At 71.7% G+C, this 16,796-nt stretch carries 17 protein-coding genes and 3 pseudogenes; 9 read left to right on the top strand and 11 right to left on the bottom strand.

All coding sequences use genetic code 11. From position 1 onward, the window contains the following. Positions 1–13 precede the first annotated feature (13 nt). From ACZ5DC_RS29190 to ACZ5DC_RS29180, 3 genes are all read left to right on the top strand, one after another. Positions 14–1,225, top strand: a complete 1,212-nt coding sequence (locus ACZ5DC_RS29190) for an MFS transporter (protein WP_468657554.1) — start codon at positions 14–16, stop codon at positions 1,223–1,225. Positions 1,226–1,392: 167 nt separating this feature from the next. After that, complete coding sequence (locus tag ACZ5DC_RS29185) at positions 1,393–1,830, top strand: phage holin family protein (protein WP_468657552.1); 438 nt, start codon at positions 1,393–1,395, stop codon at positions 1,828–1,830. Beyond that, complete coding sequence (locus ACZ5DC_RS29180; RefSeq protein ID WP_468657550.1) at positions 1,827–2,309, top strand: DUF3618 domain-containing protein; 483 nt, start codon at positions 1,827–1,829, stop codon at positions 2,307–2,309. Before ACZ5DC_RS29185 ends, ACZ5DC_RS29180 begins: the two co-directional genes overlap by 4 nt. Positions 2,310–2,503: 194 nt before the next feature. On the opposite strand, the gene ACZ5DC_RS29175 is transcribed toward ACZ5DC_RS29180, so the two are convergent. Both ACZ5DC_RS29175 and ACZ5DC_RS29170 read right to left on the bottom strand, forming a co-directional pair. Continuing rightward, positions 2,504–2,869 (bottom strand): STAS domain-containing protein, encoded by a 366-nt coding sequence (locus ACZ5DC_RS29175; RefSeq protein WP_468657548.1) that lies wholly within the window; start codon positions 2,867–2,869, stop codon positions 2,504–2,506. A 244-nt stretch (positions 2,870–3,113) separates the two neighbouring features. Further along, positions 3,114–3,416 (bottom strand): annotated as a pseudogene (locus tag ACZ5DC_RS29170) (TetR family transcriptional regulator C-terminal domain-containing protein); the annotation flags it as partial. Between ACZ5DC_RS29170 and ACZ5DC_RS29165 the strand changes: the two are divergent. Both ACZ5DC_RS29165 and ACZ5DC_RS29160 read left to right on the top strand, forming a co-directional pair. Continuing rightward, a pseudogene (locus ACZ5DC_RS29165) lies at positions 3,306–3,623 on the top strand (SDR family NAD(P)-dependent oxidoreductase); the annotation flags it as partial. The pseudogenes ACZ5DC_RS29170 and ACZ5DC_RS29165 sit on opposite strands and share 111 nt — an antisense overlap. Before the next feature lie 97 nt (positions 3,624–3,720). Continuing rightward, positions 3,721–3,852: pseudogene (locus tag ACZ5DC_RS29160) on the top strand (hypothetical protein); the annotation flags it as partial. Here ACZ5DC_RS29160 and ACZ5DC_RS29155 read toward each other — a convergent pair. From ACZ5DC_RS29155 to ACZ5DC_RS29145, 3 genes are all read right to left on the bottom strand, one after another. After that, the gene (locus ACZ5DC_RS29155; protein WP_468657546.1) at positions 3,847–4,500 is read right to left on the bottom strand and encodes a YceI family protein; all 654 of its coding nucleotides are present in this window, start codon (positions 4,498–4,500) and stop codon (positions 3,847–3,849) included. The pseudogene ACZ5DC_RS29160 and the gene ACZ5DC_RS29155 overlap by 6 nt on opposite strands. Before the next feature lie 179 nt (positions 4,501–4,679). After that, positions 4,680–5,594, bottom strand: a complete 915-nt coding sequence (locus ACZ5DC_RS29150) for a YceI family protein (protein WP_468657544.1) — start codon at positions 5,592–5,594, stop codon at positions 4,680–4,682. A gap of 449 nt (positions 5,595–6,043) precedes the next feature. Then, positions 6,044–7,363 carry a PP2C family protein-serine/threonine phosphatase gene (locus ACZ5DC_RS29145; protein ID WP_468657542.1) on the bottom strand — a complete coding sequence of 440 codons (1,320 nt, stop codon included), beginning with the start codon at positions 7,361–7,363 and terminating at the stop codon, positions 6,044–6,046. Positions 7,364–7,617: 254 nt separating this feature from the next. Here ACZ5DC_RS29145 and ACZ5DC_RS29140 point away from each other — a divergent pair, with 254 nt between their 5' ends. The 4 genes from ACZ5DC_RS29140 to ACZ5DC_RS29125 all read left to right on the top strand — a co-directional run bounded on the left by ACZ5DC_RS29140 (position 7,618) and on the right by ACZ5DC_RS29125 (position 10,840). Next, positions 7,618–7,971, top strand: a complete 354-nt coding sequence (locus ACZ5DC_RS29140; RefSeq protein WP_468657540.1) for a hypothetical protein — start codon at positions 7,618–7,620, stop codon at positions 7,969–7,971. Positions 7,972–8,284: 313 nt separating this feature from the next. Beyond that, a complete protein-coding gene (locus ACZ5DC_RS29135) occupies positions 8,285–8,860 on the top strand; it encodes a TerD family protein (RefSeq protein ID WP_366754062.1) in 576 nt (191 codons plus the stop codon). A gap of 14 nt (positions 8,861–8,874) precedes the next feature. Next, complete coding sequence (locus tag ACZ5DC_RS29130) at positions 8,875–9,141, top strand: twin-arginine translocase TatA/TatE family subunit (protein WP_468657538.1); 267 nt, start codon at positions 8,875–8,877, stop codon at positions 9,139–9,141. 400 nt (positions 9,142–9,541) lie between these two features. Further along, positions 9,542–10,840, top strand: coding sequence for a phosphatase PAP2 family protein (locus ACZ5DC_RS29125; RefSeq protein WP_468657686.1), 1,299 nt, complete (start codon positions 9,542–9,544; stop codon positions 10,838–10,840). 62 nt (positions 10,841–10,902) lie between these two features. Here the strand turns inward: ACZ5DC_RS29125 and ACZ5DC_RS29120 are convergent, their stop codons facing one another. The 6 genes from ACZ5DC_RS29120 to ACZ5DC_RS29095 all read right to left on the bottom strand — a co-directional run bounded on the left by ACZ5DC_RS29120 (position 10,903) and on the right by ACZ5DC_RS29095 (position 16,706). Continuing rightward, positions 10,903–11,955 carry a 2-aminoethylphosphonate ABC transporter substrate-binding protein gene (locus tag ACZ5DC_RS29120; RefSeq protein WP_468657536.1) on the bottom strand — a complete coding sequence of 351 codons (1,053 nt, stop codon included), beginning with the start codon at positions 11,953–11,955 and terminating at the stop codon, positions 10,903–10,905. A gap of 72 nt (positions 11,956–12,027) precedes the next feature. Next, positions 12,028–12,825, bottom strand: coding sequence for an ABC transporter permease (locus tag ACZ5DC_RS29115; RefSeq protein ID WP_468657534.1), 798 nt, complete (start codon positions 12,823–12,825; stop codon positions 12,028–12,030). Continuing rightward, positions 12,812–13,783 (bottom strand): 2-aminoethylphosphonate ABC transporter permease subunit, encoded by a 972-nt coding sequence (locus tag ACZ5DC_RS29110; RefSeq protein ID WP_468657532.1) that lies wholly within the window; start codon positions 13,781–13,783, stop codon positions 12,812–12,814. Before ACZ5DC_RS29110 ends, ACZ5DC_RS29115 begins: the two co-directional genes overlap by 14 nt. Further along, positions 13,773–14,825 (bottom strand): ABC transporter ATP-binding protein, encoded by a 1,053-nt coding sequence (locus ACZ5DC_RS29105; protein WP_468657530.1) that lies wholly within the window; start codon positions 14,823–14,825, stop codon positions 13,773–13,775. Before ACZ5DC_RS29105 ends, ACZ5DC_RS29110 begins: the two co-directional genes overlap by 11 nt. A 1-nt stretch (position 14,826) precedes the next feature. Beyond that, positions 14,827–15,573, bottom strand: coding sequence for an HAD family hydrolase (locus ACZ5DC_RS29100; RefSeq protein WP_468657528.1), 747 nt, complete (start codon positions 15,571–15,573; stop codon positions 14,827–14,829). 8 nt (positions 15,574–15,581) lie between these two features. Next, positions 15,582–16,706: a TIGR03364 family FAD-dependent oxidoreductase gene (locus ACZ5DC_RS29095; protein WP_468657526.1), complete on the bottom strand. Its 1,125-nt coding sequence runs from the start codon at positions 16,704–16,706 to the stop codon at positions 15,582–15,584. Positions 16,707–16,796 lie beyond the last annotated feature (90 nt).

Raw genomic sequence — 16,796 nt, 5'->3', positions numbered from 1 at the left:
ACACGCCCGCACCGTGACCCACGGTCGGGTCCGCGGTGTCTATCTGCCGCGCCTCGCGGACGCCCTCGCCTCCTCCATGGCCACCTACGGCATTCCCCTGCTGGTGCTGGGCGCGACCAAGTCGTCGTCGCTGACCGGGATCGCCTTCGTCATGGCGTGGGCGCCGCGGCTGTGCACCTTCGCTCTGGCCGGCCTGGCCGTCGACCGTTTCGGGCCCACCCGGGTCTTCCGGCTGGCCGCCACGGCACGGGCGCTCGTCACCGCTCTCGCCGTGCCCGCACTGACGACGGCCGACGACACCAGCACCCCCGGACTGGTCATGCTCCTGGCGGCGTGCGCGGGCTGCCTGACCCAGTTCAGCTTCATCGCGGCCGAGAGTGTCGGGGCCGTCGCCAGCCGCGACGCCGGCGACACCGCGCACCGCCTCCAGTCCGTCCTGCTGGGCATCGATCAGACAGCGGCCCTGGCCGGCCCCGCGGCGGGCGGGCTGCTCCTGCAGTGGGCCGGCTTCAGCGGCATGCTCACGGCGATCAGTGGTCTGTCGGTGGTGTCGGCCGCCATCACCCCTCGCATGCACCGGCCCTCCGCGCAGGCGGGGGAAGCGACCGTACCGGCCGCCAGTGGATGGCGCACCGGCTGGGCGACCCTGCGTGCGCTGCCGGCGCTCACCTGGCTGGTGGTGGGGCTGGCACTGTCCAACCTGGCGCTCGGCCTGCTGGAGGCGGCGACCCCGGTGATCGTGGTGCAGCAACTCGGCCGGTCCAGCGCCCTGGTCGGGGTGGTGTGGTCCTGCGCGGCCGCGGCCTCGCTGCTCGCGGTCGCCACCAGCCGTGTCGCGATCGACCGGTGGGGGCTGCAAGGGGTGGGCCGCTGCGCCGCTCTCGTGACCGTGGTGCCGTGCTTCCTGATCGCCCACACGGGCTCGTACCTGTCGTACCTGGTCCTCATCGCGCTCTTCATGGCGGGTGACAGCGTGCTGGCCGTCGTACTGCGCACGCTGCGATCCCACCTCATCCCCGCCGAGGTGTTCGGCAGCACGCTGTCCGTCACCGTGCTGATCCTGCTCGCGCCCTACCCCGTCGCCGGCATCCTCATGGCCCTCATCGACCCCGCCGCCCTGCACATGACGATCACCGTCTGCGCCGCCCTGCAATGCCTCGGCCTGGCCTGCGCCTTCACCCGCGGCACCCGCTCCCGGCCGCGCCGCGCCAGGCACCGGAAATGACGGCGCGCTCAACGTCGGGCGCGCTCCCGTACCGAGTCACCCGGCGGGATGTGCCCGTGGGCCGGGTGCCCGATCTGAACTTGCCCGTTCGGGGTACTCGCGCGCTCGACGGATGGCCGGGCGCGGGAGGCGGTCCGGCCGAGACTCAGGAACGGGAGGTGACTGTCATGTCGAGCACACAGCCGCACTTCGCCGGGTCCGGCCGGAGCGCGGACCGCTCCGGTCAGGAACCGGTGGGCGAGCTGGTCCAGCGGGCCTCGCAGCAGCTGACCGAGCTGGTGCGAGGCGAACTGCGCCTGGCACAGGCGGAGATGAAACAGAAGGGCAGGCGTTACGGCAAGGGCGGTGGTCTGTTCGGCGGGGCCGGAGTCGTCGGCTTCCTGACGCTGCAAGCGCTGGTCACCACCGTGATCGCCGCGCTGGCCGTGCCGCTGCCGGTGTGGGCGGCCGGGCTGATCGTCACAGCGGTGCTGGGCGTGATCGCCGCCGTGCTGGCCATGAGTGGAAAGAAGCAGGTCGACCAGGCCGCGCCGCCCACGCCCGAGCAGACGGTCGAGAACGTGAAGGCCGACGTGGCCGAGATCAAGGAGAGTGCGCACCGATGACCCAGCCCCCGCACGACGAGCCCACCGCCACCAGCCCCGAGGAGCTGCGCGAGCAGGTCGAACGGACCCGGAACGAACTCGGGGACACGGTCGAGGCGCTCGCGGCCAAGACCGACGTCAAGGCACGCGCCCAGGAGAAGGCCGCCGAGGTCAAGGAGCAGGCCGCCGCGAAGGCCGGCGAGCTGAAGGAGCAGGCCGCCCTCAAGGCCGGGCAGTTGAAGGCGAAGGCCGCCGACCTGGCCCACCAGGCACAGGACCGGCTGCCCGAGACGGTCAAGGACTCCGCCGCCCAGGCCGCCGAGCAGGCCCGCGCGAAGACGGCCCAGGCCGGGCAGCTGTGGAACGAGAAGGCACCCGAGCCCGTGCGGCAGAAGACGGCCCGAGGAGCGCAGTTGGCGCGGAGCAACCGCAAGGTGCTGCTGGCCGCGGCGGGCGTGGCCGTCCTGGCGTGGCTGGCCTGCCGCCGCCCGAAGGAGTGAGCGGGGCACAGGGCGCGAGGTCGTCGGCGAGCCGGTCGGTCTGACGCCCGGCTCCGCCGGCGGCACGACCGCGGCAGCACCGTGCACGCGGGCGCGGCTGTCCCTCGGCTACGACGAGGACGCCCCCGACCCCGCCGGCGACGACCGCTCCTGACGCGAGGTGCTGCGCGCGGCCGCCCCTCCCCCGCTCGCCGTCAGGCGGCGAGCGCGCGGCAGGTGCTGGGGTAGCAGCCCATGATCTCGTCCAGGCCGACCATCTCGATGATGCGCAGGACCGATTCGACGGGGCCGGCCAGACGCAGCCAGCCTCCGGCGCGCTGTGCGGCATGGTGGGCGGTGATGAAGGCGTTGATGCCGCTGGAGTCGATGAAGGTGACGGCGCTGAGGTTGATCACGGTGCGGGCCGTGGCCGCACCGCGGGGAAAGAGGAGGGTGTCGCTGACGTCGTCGATGTTGTGGTGGTCGATGGCGCCGTGCAGCGTGACGACGCTGATGTCCTCGCCGGCGGCGGTCTGTTCGGATGGCAGGGGACGGGGTCGGGCCCCGGAGTGGGATGGCATGGCGCCTTCGGTGAGCTGTCGGGGGTGAGGGAGCTGCTGCCTGGTCCGGGCAGGACCGGCCGGCTTCTTCCGAGGATAAGCGGCATCTGTCCGTGGCGTCTGCGATGCACCGATTCCGGTTGGCCTGGCGGGTACCCGCGTGATAATGCTCCGCTCCGACGCCCACCCCAGGCAGGGGGGATGCCCGCACCGGTTCCGCGGTGTGCGGGGTCTGGCTCAGGAGGCCGCCGCCCTGAAGGGCGGTGAGCAGGGCCGTCGACAGCTCGTCGAGGTCGGCCTGGGAGCGTAGGTCGCCTCGTTCGCGCGCGGCGCGCAGGCCGTCGTACAGCAGGGACCGCCGGCGCTGGAAGGCGTTGCACAGGTCTTCCCGGGCCTGCTCGTCCGTGGGGCTCAGTTCGCCGGCCAGGGAGGTCAGCGTGCGGCCCCCGCGGCCGCTGTGGTGTTCCTGGAGGATGCGCTCCGGTTCGTCCCCGCCGACCTGGCGAACGCCGGGGTGTACGAGTTCACCACCGCTCCCGGCACGAGCGCGGACGGCTTCGACCGGCACCTGGCGACCGACACGCGGGCGCCGTTCCAGCTGGTGACGGCGCCGGCCCCGGGCATGGCCCGACGCGGCCACAGCGCGGTCGTCGACGTCAGCTCGACCGCCGCCACCTCGGCCGCGCCGGCCGGGGCCGCGTACGGGGCGTCGAAGGCGGCGCCGCAGACGCTGACCCGCCACTGGGCCACCGAGTCAGGCGGCGCCGGCGTCCGGGTCGACGCGGTCGCCTCCGGGCACGTGCGCACGCCGGGAACGGAGCCGCTGCTGACCGTCCACGCCGACGCGATGGACCGGGTGACCGCGCGGCCGGACCGGCGACCCGGAACGGATCGCGGACGTCGTGCTGTTGCTGCTGGAGGACCGCAGCAGCTACGTCGACGGGACCGTGATCGGCGTCCACGGCGGCGAACGCAGCCTGCTGCCCGCCGGCGCTCCTCTATGACACGGACCGGATCGCGGAGATGTCGAACTGCAGTCGGATCTTCTCGCTCACCATGGCGCCGCCCGTCTTGAGGCGCTGGTTGTAGGCCAGACCCCATTCGGTGCGGTCGATGGTGGTGGTGCCGTCGAAGCCGGCCCGCTCGTAGCCGAACGGGTCCAGGACCGACCCGAGGTAGTCGAGTTGCAGGTGGACGGGCCGGGTGATGTCGCGGATGGTCAGGTCCCCGGTCATGCGGAAGCTCCCGCCGCCTTCGTGGCTGGTGGAGGTGGAGCGGAAGGTCATGTCCGGGTAGCGGCGCGCGTCGAAGAAGTCGGGGCCGATGATGTGCGCGTCCCGCTGCTCCACCCCCGTGTCGACGCTGGCGACCCGGACGACGAGTTCGGCCCGCGACTCGGAGGGCCGGGTTCCGTCGAAGTACAACGTGCTGTCGTAGTCGGCGAAAGCCCCCCGGACCGTGGTCACCATGGCGTGCCTGACGGAGAATCCGATGCGGCTGTGGGCACGGTCGATGCTCCACAGCCCGGTCAGTGCCTGAAAGGCCGGGTCGAGCGCGACACTCCGGGGTGCGGCCGCCGTGTCCGGGGCGCCCGTGCCGCCAGCCGTCGTCGGGTCGATGACAGCGCTCTGGCGGCGACTGAAGATTCCCATATGCGTGAGCCCTTTCCATCAGACCGCTCCGTGCTATCACGGCTTCGCCGGCACTGCCCGGCCGGATGGGTGGTCTCGTCTGGTTTCCATGCGGTCCACCGCAAAGCTGCACAAGAACAGCATGATGTGGGGGTGCGCTGCCGGAGCGCGGTCCGCGTCCCGCGGGTCGCTGCCGGGTCTTACTTCGGGGGCGTGGGCGTGTCGTGGGTGTGGTACATCGCCTGCACGTCGAGCTCCAGTTGCACGGTCGGGCCGACGACGGCGATGCCACGGGCCAGCATGGAGCGCCAGTTGAGTGTGAAGTCCTCCCGGTGGAGCTCCGCCTTCGCGAGGGCCGCGCAGCGCAGTTCCTGCTCGTAGCCTCCGTTGACCGTCCCGAGGTAGGTCGTGTCGAGTCCGACGGAACGGCTGGTGCCGTGCATGGTGAGCGTGCCGTGCAGGGTCCACTTGGAGCCGCCGCGGTAGGCGAAACGGGTGCTGGTGAAGTCGATGTACGGGAAGCGCTCGACGTCCAGGAAATCGGCGGAACGAAGGTGGTTGTCCCGCGTGTTGTTGCCCGTGGAGATGCTGGAGGCGTCGATGCGCACCGAGACGTGTGAGTCGGCCATGTTCGGTGCGATACGGATACCGCCCTCGAAACGGGTGAACCGCCCGTGGACATGGGCCATGCCCACGTGCTTGGCGATGAACCGGATCGCGGTGTGCGGAGGGTCGAACAGCCAGGTTCCGGCTGTCGGGAGTTCCAGCTGCCGGGCGGGCTCCAGCGCGACGCGCCTCTGGGGCAGCGCCACCCCGGCGGCGATGTCCAGGTCCTCGCGGGCGGGTGACAGACCCTCGGCCACGGTCAGCACGCTGTAGGAGCCCGGTGACAGCGTCGCCATGAAGTACCCGTGGGGGTCCGTGGTGCCCCGCGCGGCCACCCGGTGGCTGTCGAGCGCGGTCACCGTGACCTCGGCTCCGCCCATCGGCTGCCCCGTGGGATCCACGACCACCAGGCCGAACGCCCCGGCATCGGCCGGCAGGGGGACCGAGAGGCTCGGCACGGCACCAGAGGCGCCGCGGGAACGCCGACGCTGGAGCAACCTGAGAGCCATTGAGTTCACCTTTCTCCACATGCGTTACCGTCACACGGTCCGCTCGGCTGCTCGCGTTCGCGGTCGCCAAGAATCGCCTGCGGCAGGGGGAGGGACGCGAAGCGAACAGTTCATTGGTGATCATAGAGCGGTCCTTGCGCGGGTTTCCGGCCGCGGCATCAAGGCTGCTCAACGCCGTGCGAGTGGATGCAGGCCACCAATCAGCTCCCCGACCGGCCATATCGCGGTGGCTCGGCTTCATCTCTTTGCGGCAAAGCTGTGGTGAAGGGCACAGAAGGGGACCGCGATGTTCACAGGCGGTCTGCGGTTTCACCACGGACCCCACACGGACGGGACGGGCGACCCCGCCGTGAGCATGTGCGGCGACTACGGCGCCGACCGGCGACGCGGATGCCCGCCGGAGTGCTGGTTCACGCGTCGTCAGGCCACGGCTTGGGCCGGCGGTGCGGTCATGCCGTGAGGCGGGCGGCGAGGAGAGCGACGTCGTCGTGGAAGGCGCCCTGACGCTGGGCGAGGAGGGCTTCGCACAGCTCGGGCAGCGGGTCGAGGGCGTGCTGGGCAGCGGCGGTGGCGGCTTGCCGCATGCCGTCGTCGATCGAGTGGCCGCGCTCCTCGACCAGGCCGTCCGTGTGCAGGAGCACGGTGGCGCCCGCGGGCAGCCGGCACTCGTGGTCGGGGCGCGGAACACCGGGATCGACGCCGAGCGGCACGCCGACTTCTTGCGGCAGGTGCCGGCACCGGCCGGGAGTGGCGACCAGGGGTGGCAGGTGGCCCGCGCTGGACCAGCGCATGATCCTGCCTCCGGCCGGCGCGGGTTCCAGGCGGGCGATGACGACCGTGGCGAGCGGACCTCCGTGCAGCTGGTGCAGAGCGTCGTCGAGGCGGTGCAGGACGCGGCTGGGCGGCTCCTGCTCGTCGAAGGCGATCACGCGGAGCATGTTGCTGATCTGGCTCATCACGGTGGCGGCCTCCAGGCCGTGGCCCATGACGTCGCCGACCATGAGGCAGGGCACCTGGTCGGGCAGGTGGATCAGGTCGTACCAGTCGCCGCCGATGCGGGGGACGTCGGTGGAGGGTTGGTAGCGGGCCTCCAGTTCGAGTCCCGGCAGCGTGGGCAGGTCGGGCAGCAGACGGCGCTGGAACTCCTCAGTGGCCTGCCGCAGCCTCTCGTAGAGGCGGGCGTTCTCGATCGCGACGCCTGCCGCGCTCGCCAGCGCCGTGACGAGATCCTCGTCCTCGCCGGTGAAGACACCGGCTTCCTTGTCGGCGATGTAGATGTTGCCGTAGACGGTGTCGCGCACCCTGATCGGCACCCCCAGCAGCGTGGTCATGAGGGGGTGGTCCTCGGGGAAGCCGGCGGCCTGCGGGTGGGCGGCCAAGTCGTCCACGCGCAGGGGCTCGGGGTGGCGGACCACCTCGCCGAGCAGCCCGGTGCCGTGCGGGAGCGGGGGGCCGCCCTCGCCGCGGAACTGGTCGGCGCCGAACCCGGAAGTGATCAGATCCGTGAACTCCCCCTCCTCCCCGAGGACCCCGATGGCCGCGTAGCGAGCGCCGACCAAGCCCCGGGCCGCCTCCGCGATGGTGTGCAGCACCACGGTCAGATCGAGCGCGCTGCTGATCGACAGCACGGCGTCCAGCAGGGAGCGCATCCGCCCGTGGGCGTGGGCCAGTTGCCGCAGGCTCTGCTGGAGGCGGTCGAGGTCGTCGCCGCCGGCGCGCGGCGGGGGTGTGAGGCCGTGTGCGTCACGATCGCCTGAATCCCTGGTCACGGCCATCCCACCGCCTTCCCGGACGCCTGCGCCCGGGCACCGGGTACCCGCTTCGCGCGGCGGCTGATCGGGGCCCTCGGCCTCCACACCGACGGCGGCGGCAGCGTCCACCTCCTGGCGGCTGCACTCGGCCGACGAGTCTCCAGTGCTCGCGTTGAAAACAGGTCAACCTCATACGGGGCGCTTGACGGGGTGCGGAGCTCGGGCGCTACTTGTCGGTACTCACTGTATGAATGCCGATCAAAGGGGGCTCAATGGGAAAGATCACGCGATCGAGGCTGACTGTCACGCTGGCGGTTGCCGCCGTCGTCGGCCTCGCCCTTCCGGGAGTTGCCGGTGCGGCGGACGGCTCGACCCAGCTCAGGTCCAACACGGCCTGTAACGACGGCAAGGCGACAGCATTGGAAAACGTGGCCATCCGCACCAGTACCAGCACCAGTGCCGCTCTGGTGACCACTGCCCTGAAGGGGCAGACGTGGGCCTGTGGTGCAAATAGCGTCATCCTGGGCGGCCGGTACACCGCTTGCGGGACATCGAACGGCAACGGTTGGTTCTACGTCTACAACGACAACTACGCGGGCTATACCGCGTCAGGCTGTTGGGGGTGACGCTACCCGCGTGACACCTCCCACCGCCGAGAGGCGCATTCCGGCGGTCGTCGCGCCACAGTGATCAACCGGCTGTCTCCAGGAGGTTCGCGAGGCGCTCGGCTGGAGTGTCCCAGCCGAGCGTTTCGCGTGATCGGCTGTTGAGTCGGCGGCACGGCCGTCGGGCAGGTGGACCAGCATGAGGAAGCGGGTGCTCCGCTCGACGAGGGTGCCGATGGCGGAGGCGTTGTCCCGACCTCCGGCCATCCCCCGCTCCTTCTACAGTCCTGTAGATTCATTCTGGAACGTCATCGTCTCACCGAGGAGGAGAGCAGTGGGAGTTTCCCTGTCCAAGGGTGGCAACGTCTCGCTCAGCAAGGAGGCGCCGGGCCTGACCGCCGTCCTGGTCGGACTGGGCTGGGACGTGCGCACCACCACCGGCGCCGACTACGACCTGGACGCTTCGGCCCTGCTGCTCGACGCATCCGGCAAGGTGCTCTCCGACCGGCACTTCGTCTTCTACAACAACCTGACCAGCCCGGACGGATCGGTCGAGCACACCGGCGACAACCTGACGGGTGAGGGCGAGGGCGACGACGAGACCGTCAAGGTGAACCTCGCCGCCGTACCCGCCGAGGTCGACAAGATCGTCTTCCCCGTGTCCATCCACGATGCCGAGAACCGCGGCCAGAGCTTCGGCCAGGTCCGCAACGCCTTCATCCGCATCGTCAACCAGGCCGGCGGCGCGGAGATCGCCCGCTATGACCTGTCCGAGGACGCCTCCACCGAGACGGCGATGATCTTCGGCGAGCTGTACCGGAACGGTGCCGAGTGGAAGTTCCGTGCCGTCGGGCAGGGATACGCCTCCGGGCTCGCCGGCATCGCCGCCGATTTCGGCGTCAACGTCTGACGGGCGGCCCCTCCGTGTTCGGACTGAGCGAACTCGCGATCATCCTGATCGTCGTCATAGCCGTCCTGGCCGCCAAGAAGCTGCCCGAACTGGCCCGGTCGGCGGGCAAGTCGGCACGCATCCTCAAAGCCGAGGCCAAGGCGATGGACGACGGACAGCCGACGGCGCAACCGCGCGTGATCCGGGGCGAGACCGTCACCCGCCAGGACGCCTCCGCGGTTGCCGACGCGGACCACCGGCCGGCCGCACCGCCCGGCGACGGCAAGCCGCAGCGGCATTGAAGCGAGGGGCAGGCGGCCGGCACCTGACGGGCGACCGCCTGCCCTCCGTCGCGCGCCGGCACGGGGAGACACCGAGGAGACACTCCGCCACCACGGCGACCGACAGCGCGTAACCGACCAACCCGGCGTGTCCGTGAAAACGGTGGCCCGGCGCGTTCTTCACCACCGCGTTCGACAGAACCGAGACGCGCCATGAACATTTCCCCGCCACTCCGATAACATGTTCGAACTCGCGCCGACCGCCCCTTCAGCCTGCACCGGAATCCATGCCACCCAGCGCGAAAAGTGACCCTGTTCAGCTACCCACACATCGGCCAGACAGTTGACATCTGAAACATCGCGGAAGTTTCCCCGAATACCCGGGATAACGACACCCGCCGCGTGGCGTCAACCACGCGCGATACTGTGGGCCACGGCTGGTGTGGCGGCACTCGGTTTCCTCATCGCCCTGGAGATCTTCGCGCGTCGTCGCGCCGGCATACCGGGGCCGTTGACCGAACAGGCGAAAGAGACGATATTCGCGCCCAAGCCGGGGCCCCTGTACGCCGGTCTGGCCCTGACGATGGTGGTGCTCACCTGGCGGCAACGGTTCGTCGCCGCCGGTGCCGCGATCGGCATCGACGTCGTCTTCGTACTGGTGCGACGGGCGACCGACGCCGAGGTGGCCGACGGTCACGCCTTCGGCAACGGCGCCTTGTGGGTGATGCTGGGCCTCGCGGTCATCGCCGTCGCGCGCCGCGACGGCCGGGAGCGCGTCCTGCTGCTGAAGGGCGTCGGTCTGGGCCTGCTGCTGGCGATCGGCCGCAAGACCGGTGACATCTGGCTGCTCATCACCGCGAAGACCCGCCCGGCCGTGCTCGATCAGTACGTGGCGACCGCCGATCAGGCGCTGGGCAATCCCTCGTGGCTGCTGGGCCGGATACTCCAGGCCACCGACCCGGTCGGCACGCACGTCCTCGCCCTCGTCTACGCGCAGCTCGCGGTCGCCGCGGTCGTGGTCGCGCTGTACCAGCTGCGCGACGTCGGGGTCGAAGGCCGCTTCCCGCGCCACCATCTGGTGCGCACCTTCCTGGTGATCGGCCTCCTCGGGCCGGGCGTCTACATGCTCTTCCCGGTGGTCGGACCCGTCTTCGCCTACGGCCCGGGCGCCTCCGGAACCGGCGGCGTGCAGTGGGCGGTGGCCGACCTGTGGCCCCATACCCCACCGCCCGTCACCGCCCCGCACCCGATGTTCTACGACGAGATCACCCCGCGTAACTGCATGCCCAGCCTGCACACGGCGTGGGCCACCGCGATCTTCATCCATACCCGCAAGGGCCCGCGGCTCCTGCGGTACGCGGGCACGTTCTGGCTGGTCGCCACGCTCGGCGCGACGCTGGGCTTCGGCTACCACTACGGCACGGACCTCATCGCCGGCGTCGTGTTCGCGCTCACGATCGAGGTGGCTCTGCGCTCGCTCGACCGCGGCTGGGACCGGTCGGGCGTCCAGCTCGTCGCGTACGGGACGGCGGTCTTCGCCGTGCTCCTGGTCTCCTACCGTTATCTGCCGACGCAGATGGCCGGGCATCCTTGGCTGTTCGGACCACTTCTCCTCCTGGCGATGGCGTCGGTGATCCACCGGTATGTACGCGTCACCGAGCTGTGGGAACCGAGAGCCGCTCCGGCACCACGGCCGGACCCACGACCCGAGCTGGTCTGAGATACGGGGCGTTCGGCGAGTCCGGGTGTACGGACGTGTGACGCCGGGGTCAGGGGCGCTTGTCAGTTGCCGGTCGCGGTCTTCCAGTCCTCGACGTACTGGGTGAGGTTCTTCTCGATGTCGGCCCAGTCCGGCTGGAAGACCTCCACGCCGTTCATCAGCCCGGCCAGGGCGGTGGCGTCGGCGTCGGTGGCCTTGATGTCCTTGCGGGCGGCGAAGCCGCCGCCGATCGCGCTGACCTGCCGCTGCGCCCGCTCGGTCAGCATGAAGTCGAGGAGCTTCCTGCCGTTCGCGCTGTGCGGGGCCTTGGTGACCAGGCCGGCCGCGTAGGGCAGGGCGAAGGTGGTGGGCTTGCCGTCCGGCCCGGCCGGGAACCAGATGCCGAGGTGGGGCATGGTCTTGGACTGGGCGTGGTTCATCTGCACGTCGCCGTTGGCGGCGAGGAGTTCGCCCTTGTCCACCTTGGGGGCGAGCTTGCCGGTGGAGGCGGACGGGCCGACGTTGTTGGCCTGGAGCTTCTTCAGGTAGTCCAGGGCCTGCTCCTTGCCGCCCAGGTCGTGCATCGCCTTGATCAGCACGGCCGTGCCGTCGCCGGCGACCCCGGGTGTGGAGTACTGGATCCTGTTCTTGAACTTCGCGTCGAGCAGGTCCTGCCAGCTCCTGGGGGCCTGCCTGAGGTCCTTCTTGTCGTAGACGAAGCCGAAGTAGTTGTCGACGACGGTCGTCCAGGTGCCGTCGGCGGCCTTGCCGGAGCCGATGACCTGGTCGGATCCCTTCGGGGCGTACTTCTGCAGCAGGCCCCTGCCGTCGGCCTGCTGGATGAACGGCGGCAGGGTGACCAGCACGTCGGCCTGCGGGTTGCTCTTCTCGCGGACGGCGCGCTGCACCATCTCGCCGGAGCCGCCCTCGACGTACTCGACCTTGATGCCGGTCTGCTTCTCGAAGTCCTCGAAGACGCGGTCGTACCAGCCGTCGCCGTTCTCGCCCTTGAGGCCGTCGGCGCTGTAGACGGTGACGACGTTGGCGTCGGCGGAGGAGGAGCCGCCGCACGCGGACAGCAGCGGGGCGGCGAGGACGGTGAGGGCGGCGGCAACCTTGCGGGTGTTTCTCGGCATGGCGGAGTGATCTCCTGGCAGGGGAAGGGCCTGGGGCTGGTGAGGGGTGCGGGGCCGGCGCTCGGGCCGGTCTCAGCGGTAGGAGGCTCTGGTGCGCACGCGGGAGACGGCGAACAGCACGAGCAGGGTCGCCGTCATGAGGACCACCGCGACGGCGGAGCCGGTGAACAGGGCGCCGCGGTCGGTGGCGGCGTGGATCAGCACGGGCAGCGGGGTCCAGTCGGGCGGGTAGAGCATCATCGTGGCGCTCAGCTCGCCCATGGACAGCGCGAAGCACAGCCCGGCCGCGGCGGTGAGCGAGGGCAGCAGCAGCGGCAGCCGGATGCGCCACAGCACGTACGCCGGGCCGGCCCCGAGGGAGGCGGCGGCCTGCTCGTAGGCCGGGTCGAGGCGGGCCAGGGCGGCGGACACCGACTGGTAGGCGAACGCCGTCACCAGGACGGTGTGGGCGAGGATCACGATCCAGCGGGTGCCGTTGAGCAGCAGCGGCGGCTGGGAGAAGGCCACCAGGACCGACAGGCCCACCACCACCGACGGCACGGCGACCGGCAGCACGAACAGCGCGTCCATCACCCGGCGCTGTGCTCGGCCCAGCGCGGCGGCGGCCAGTGCCGCCCAGGCGCCCACCGTCAGCGCGAGCACACTGGCCGCCGCGGCGGTGAGCAGGCTGGTGGTGAGCGCGTGCAGGGCCTCGCCCCGGGCCACCGTCCGGTAGTTGGCGGTGGTCGGGCCGGAGGGCAGGACACCGGACCAGTGGGTGGCGAACGAGGCGCCGAGGACGACGAGGAGCGGAAGGGCGAACAGGGGCAGGATCAGCAGGGCGAACACCGCCCACACCGCCCAGCGGGCCCCGCGGCTATGCACCAGCACGACGGCTCACCACCCGGTACAGGCCGTACAGGCCCACGGAGATCAGGACGTCGACGACGGCGACCGCGCACGCGCCCGGATAGTCGGATTCCAGGATCGCCTTGCCGTAGACGAGCATCGGCAGCGTGGTGACGCCCTTGGCACCGGTGAACAGCACGATGCCGAACTCGTTGAGGCACAGCACCAGCACCAGGCTGCCGCCGGCGGCGAGCGCGGGCAGCGCCTCGGGCAGGATGATCCGCCGGACGATGCGCGGGGCGCCGGCGCCGAGGGAGCCGGCCGCCTCCAGTTGCGCGGTGTCCAGCTGCGCGAACGCGGCGAGCAGCGGGCGCATCACGAACGGGGTGAAGTAGGTGACCTCCGCCAGCAGCACGCCCCAGGGCGTGGTGAGGAAGTCGAACGGCCCGTGGGCCGCGCCCGTGGCCTCGGTCCACAGCCCGTTGGCCATGCCGGTCCGTCCGTAGAGGAACAGCAGGGCCAGCGTGATCAGGAAGGACGGGAAGGACAGGAAGACGTCGACGAACCGGGCGACCGCCTTGGCACCGGGGAACGGTACGAACGCGATGACCAGGCCCAGCAGGAACCCGAGCACCAGGCAGCCGGCGGTGGAGACGAGCGCGATCCACACGGTGGTCCACAGCGCCTCGCGGAACGCGGCCGAGGCGAACACGTAGGTGTACGGCTGGAAGGACGTGCCGCCGCTGCCGGGCCGGAGGGACTGCCGGACGACGAGGGCGAGCGGGTGCAGGAAGAACAGCGTGAGCAGGGCGACGGGGGGCAGTGCCCACAGCAGCCGCCGCGCGGTGCGGACGTGCCGGCCGCGCGCCGCGGCGGAGGACTCGCCGCCCGCGTCGCGCGAGCCGGGGCCGGGGGCGGTGAGGTTCGTCCGGCCGGACTGCGGCGCGGGGTCCAGCGTGCCTGCGGCGGGGGCCGCCCGCAGCGCGGGTTCACCGGTCATCGCCGCTCACCCCCGCCGCCAGCAGCACCGCGTCCTCGGGTGCGAAGTGCACGGTGATCTCCTCGCCGTGCGCGGGCGTCTCGCGCAGCTCGGGCCGGTCCACCATCACCGTGTGGCCGGCGACGTCGACGTACAGCCGGTGCGTGGAGCCGCGCCACTGGATTTCGCGGACGCTGCCGTTGAGCCGGTTGGGGCCCTCGCCCAGACCGACCAGGTGCGGCCGGACGCACAGGGTGGCCCGCGCGCCGGCGGCGGCGCCCGCCGTGTCCAGCGTCAGCTCGGCGTCGCCGAGGACGGCGCCCCGGGCGGTGACGGTGACCGGCAGCAGGTTGGCGTTGCCGACGAAGGAGGCGGTGAACGCGTTCGCGGGTGCCCGGTACAGCTCCTGCGGGGTTCCGCACGCCTGTAGGCGCGCCTTGTCCATGACCGCGATCCGGTCGGCGAGGGTCAGCGCCTCCATCTGGTCGTGGGTGACGTACAGGATGGACATCTCGGGCAGTTCCCGGTGCAGCCGGGCCAGTTCGGCGAGCATGCCCGAGCGCAGCCGGGCGTCCAGCGCGGACAGGGGCTCGTCGAGCAGCAGCACGGCCGGCCGGATGGCCAGCGCGCGGGCGATGGCCACCCGCTGCTGCTGGCCGCCGGACAGCTCGCGCGGACGGCGGCGGGCGTAGCCGGCCATGCCGGTCATCTCCAGGGCCTCGGCGACCCGTTCGCGGATCTCGGCCTTGGGGGTCCTGCGGGCCTTGAGCCCGAAGGCGACGTTGTCCTCGACCCGCAGGTGCGGGAAGAGGGCGTACTGCTGCACGACCATTCCGATGCCCCGCCGGTGGGGCGGCAGGTCCGTCACGTCCCGCTCCCCGAGCAGCACCCGCCCCGACGCGGGCCGTACGAACCCGGCGACCGCCCGCAGCGCGGTGGTCTTGCCGGAGCCGGACGGCCCGAGCAGTGCCATCACCTCGCCCGGCGCGACGGTGAGGTCGAGCGCGTCGAGGACGACGGTGCCGTCGTAGGCGACCGTGACGGAGTCGAACCGGATGCTCATCTCACCGTTCTCCCCGCAGCAGGGCCGGGAGGGCGGTGACGGAGTCCAGCACGTGGGTGGCGCCGGCAGTGTGGAACTCCTCGTCGCCGTGGGCGCCGGTGCGCACCCCCGCGACCAGGCCGGCGCCGGCGCGCAGGCCGCTGAGCACGTCGTAGGAGGTGTCGCCGGCGACGGCCACCTGGTGGACGGCGTCGGCGGCCTTGGTCCGCAGGAACGCCTCCAGCACCATGTCCGGGTACGGCCGCCCGCGCCCGCCGGCGTCGGCCGGGCACAGGGTCAGCGGGACCAGGTCGCGCCAGCCGAGCGCGTCGAGGATCGCGTCCTGGGTGACCCGGGCGAAGCCGGTGGTCAGCACGACGGTGCGGCCGTCGGCCCGCAACTGCTCGATGGCCTCGCGGGCGCCGGGAACGGGGGCGACGAGCCCGCCGTCGACGAGTTCTCCGTACGCCTGCTCGAAGGCGGCGTTGGCGCGCCGGGCGTCCTGCTCGGTGCCGAACAGGTGCCGGAACACGGAGATCTTCGACTCGCCCATGGTGGCGCGGACGTAGGCCAGCTTCCCGGCGTGGTCGGCGGAGCCGGGCTCGACGCCCAGTTCGGCGGCGGCCGCGGCGAAGGCACGCTCGACCAGGCCGCCGTCGGCGACGGTGGTGCCGGCCATGTCCAGGACGATCAGCCGTATGTCGGGGACGGCCGGGGTGCCGGGCTCGCCGGGACGCCCGGGGGTGCGGCGGGTGGTCGTGTCGGTCATCGGGTCGTTCACCACTCCAGGTCGTTCGCGGTCTTCTCGGCGATCGCGGGCGCGCAGGTCATGCCGCGTCCGCCGGGCCCGGTCACCAGCCAGACCCCCTCGCGCACCTGCTGCCGGTGCACCACCCGCGCCGGGTCGGTGCACTGCGCGTACACCCCGGCCCAGCGGCGGCGGATCTTCGGCAGCGGCCGGCCGAGCAGGGACTCCACGACGCCGGTGAGGTGGTCGTAGGGGTCCTCGACGGTGTCGAAGGCGAAGGGGTGCTCGTACTCGTGGGTGTCGCCGATGGTCAGGCCGCCGTCGGCGCGCTGCACCATCAGCAGCTGCATGCGGTGCGCGGCGGCCGTCTCGGGCTGCGGCCGGCGGGCGTTGAGTTCGTCCAGCGCCGCGGAGGCGTACGCCGGGTAGTAGCGGAAGCTGTCGGCGTCCGCGACGGAGGTGGTCAGCGGCTCGCCCAGCGGGCCGGTCTGCATCATCTGCAGCCGCACCCGGCGCACCGGCAGGTCCGGGCCGGCCAGTTCCCGCACCAGCCCGCCGAGCCAGGCGCCCGTGCACAGCACCACCACGTCGGCGGTGTGCACGTCGCCGTGGTCGTCGCGCACGGCACTCCGGCCGACGACCTCGCGCACCTCGCGGCCGGGCAGGAACGTGTAGGCGGGGTGTTTGAGCAGTTCGGCGCGCAGGGCGCGCTGGGCGGTGCGCGGTTCGACGGCGGCGTCCCGCTCGCAGTACAGGGCCGCGTCGAACGACCCGCGCAGCGCCGGGTTGACGGCGCGGGCCTCCCCCGGGGTCAGCAGCTTGTAGCCGCGGGCGGCGGCGTCCGGGCGGGCCACGGCCGCCTCGGCGACGGCGTGCTCCAGATCGCCGCGCACCGGGGTGAGGGAGCCGTTGGCGCGGAAGCCCAGCGCGGGCACCCGGCCGCCGATCTCCTCCCACAGCTCGCGGGCGCGCAGGGCCGTCGAAAGCTCCTCGCCGCCCGCGCGGCCGCTCACCCAGATCTGCCCGAAGTTGCGCAGCGAGGCGCCGCGGGCCTCGGCCTCGCGCTCGATCTGCACGACCTCATGGCCGCGTTCCACTGCCTGCCAGGCGTGCAGGGTGCCCACCACGCCGGCTCCGACGATTGTCACTTTCACGACGGCAAAGTTCCTCTCGAACGGCGAACCGGAAGAGTCCGGCTGACAACGAGAGCCTGAACGAGCCATCACGATTGGGCTAGACCCGTT

The organism is Streptomyces sp. NPDC031445, from assembly GCF_055581365.1.
The sequence above is the reverse complement of the archived record's forward strand: the minus strand, read 5'-3'. Positions and strand labels throughout refer to the sequence as shown.

Bases quoted from the DNA above. Each gene is read 5' to 3' on its own strand.
- ACZ5DC_RS29185 (WP_468657552.1), top strand. From the start codon at position 1,393: ATGTCGAGCACACAGCCGCACTTCGCCGGGTCCGGCCGGAGCGCGGAC.
- ACZ5DC_RS29180 (WP_468657550.1), top strand. From the start codon at position 1,827: ATGACCCAGCCCCCGCACGACGAGCCCACCGCCACCAGCCCCGAGGAG.
- ACZ5DC_RS29175 (WP_468657548.1), bottom strand. From the start codon at position 2,869: ATGCCATCCCACTCCGGGGCCCGACCCCGTCCCCTGCCATCCGAACAG.
- ACZ5DC_RS29155 (WP_468657546.1), bottom strand. From the start codon at position 4,500: ATGGGAATCTTCAGTCGCCGCCAGAGCGCTGTCATCGACCCGACGACG.
- ACZ5DC_RS29150 (WP_468657544.1), bottom strand. From the start codon at position 5,594: ATGGCTCTCAGGTTGCTCCAGCGTCGGCGTTCCCGCGGCGCCTCTGGT.
- ACZ5DC_RS29140 (WP_468657540.1), top strand. From the start codon at position 7,618: ATGGGAAAGATCACGCGATCGAGGCTGACTGTCACGCTGGCGGTTGCC.
- ACZ5DC_RS29120 (WP_468657536.1), bottom strand. From the start codon at position 11,955: ATGCCGAGAAACACCCGCAAGGTTGCCGCCGCCCTCACCGTCCTCGCC.
- ACZ5DC_RS29110 (WP_468657532.1), bottom strand. From the start codon at position 13,783: ATGACCGGTGAACCCGCGCTGCGGGCGGCCCCCGCCGCAGGCACGCTG.
- ACZ5DC_RS29105 (WP_468657530.1), bottom strand. From the start codon at position 14,825: ATGAGCATCCGGTTCGACTCCGTCACGGTCGCCTACGACGGCACCGTC.
- ACZ5DC_RS29100 (WP_468657528.1), bottom strand. From the start codon at position 15,573: ATGACCGACACGACCACCCGCCGCACCCCCGGGCGTCCCGGCGAGCCC.